Source organism: Corynebacterium sp. MSK122 (genome assembly GCF_030229435.2).
In the GTDB taxonomy this organism is placed as follows: Bacteria; Actinomycetota; Actinomycetes; order Mycobacteriales; family Mycobacteriaceae; genus Corynebacterium; species Corynebacterium marquesiae.
Genome location: NZ_JASPHV020000091.1, coordinates 1 through 255, shown reverse-complemented (window position 1 = coordinate 255; position 255 = coordinate 1). Strand labels below are relative to the sequence as shown.

Annotated in this window: 1 protein-coding gene; it reads left to right on the top strand. The window is 56.1% G+C overall.

The window, feature by feature from the left end:
- On the top strand, positions 1 to 255 hold a 255-nt coding region (locus QP934_RS11580; RefSeq protein ID WP_419127602.1), incomplete at both ends, for an IS3 family transposase.

Sequence of the window (255 nt, the reverse complement as noted above, 5' to 3'; positions counted from 1 at the left end):
AGGCATGCCGAGATCAACGTTCTTCTACCACCAGAAACGACTGCGCGAGCCGGATAAGCACGCTGCGCTCAAAGACGCGATCTTAGAAAGCTTCGAGCGTAACAAGCATCGCTACGGCTACCGACGAATGCTACTTGACCTGCGCAACCAGGGGTGGGTGGTCAACCACAAGCTCGTCTACAAACTCATGAGCGAAATGGGGCTTCGAGCCAAGGTCCGCCGGCGCAGGCCCTATGTTTCTTATAACGGGACGAC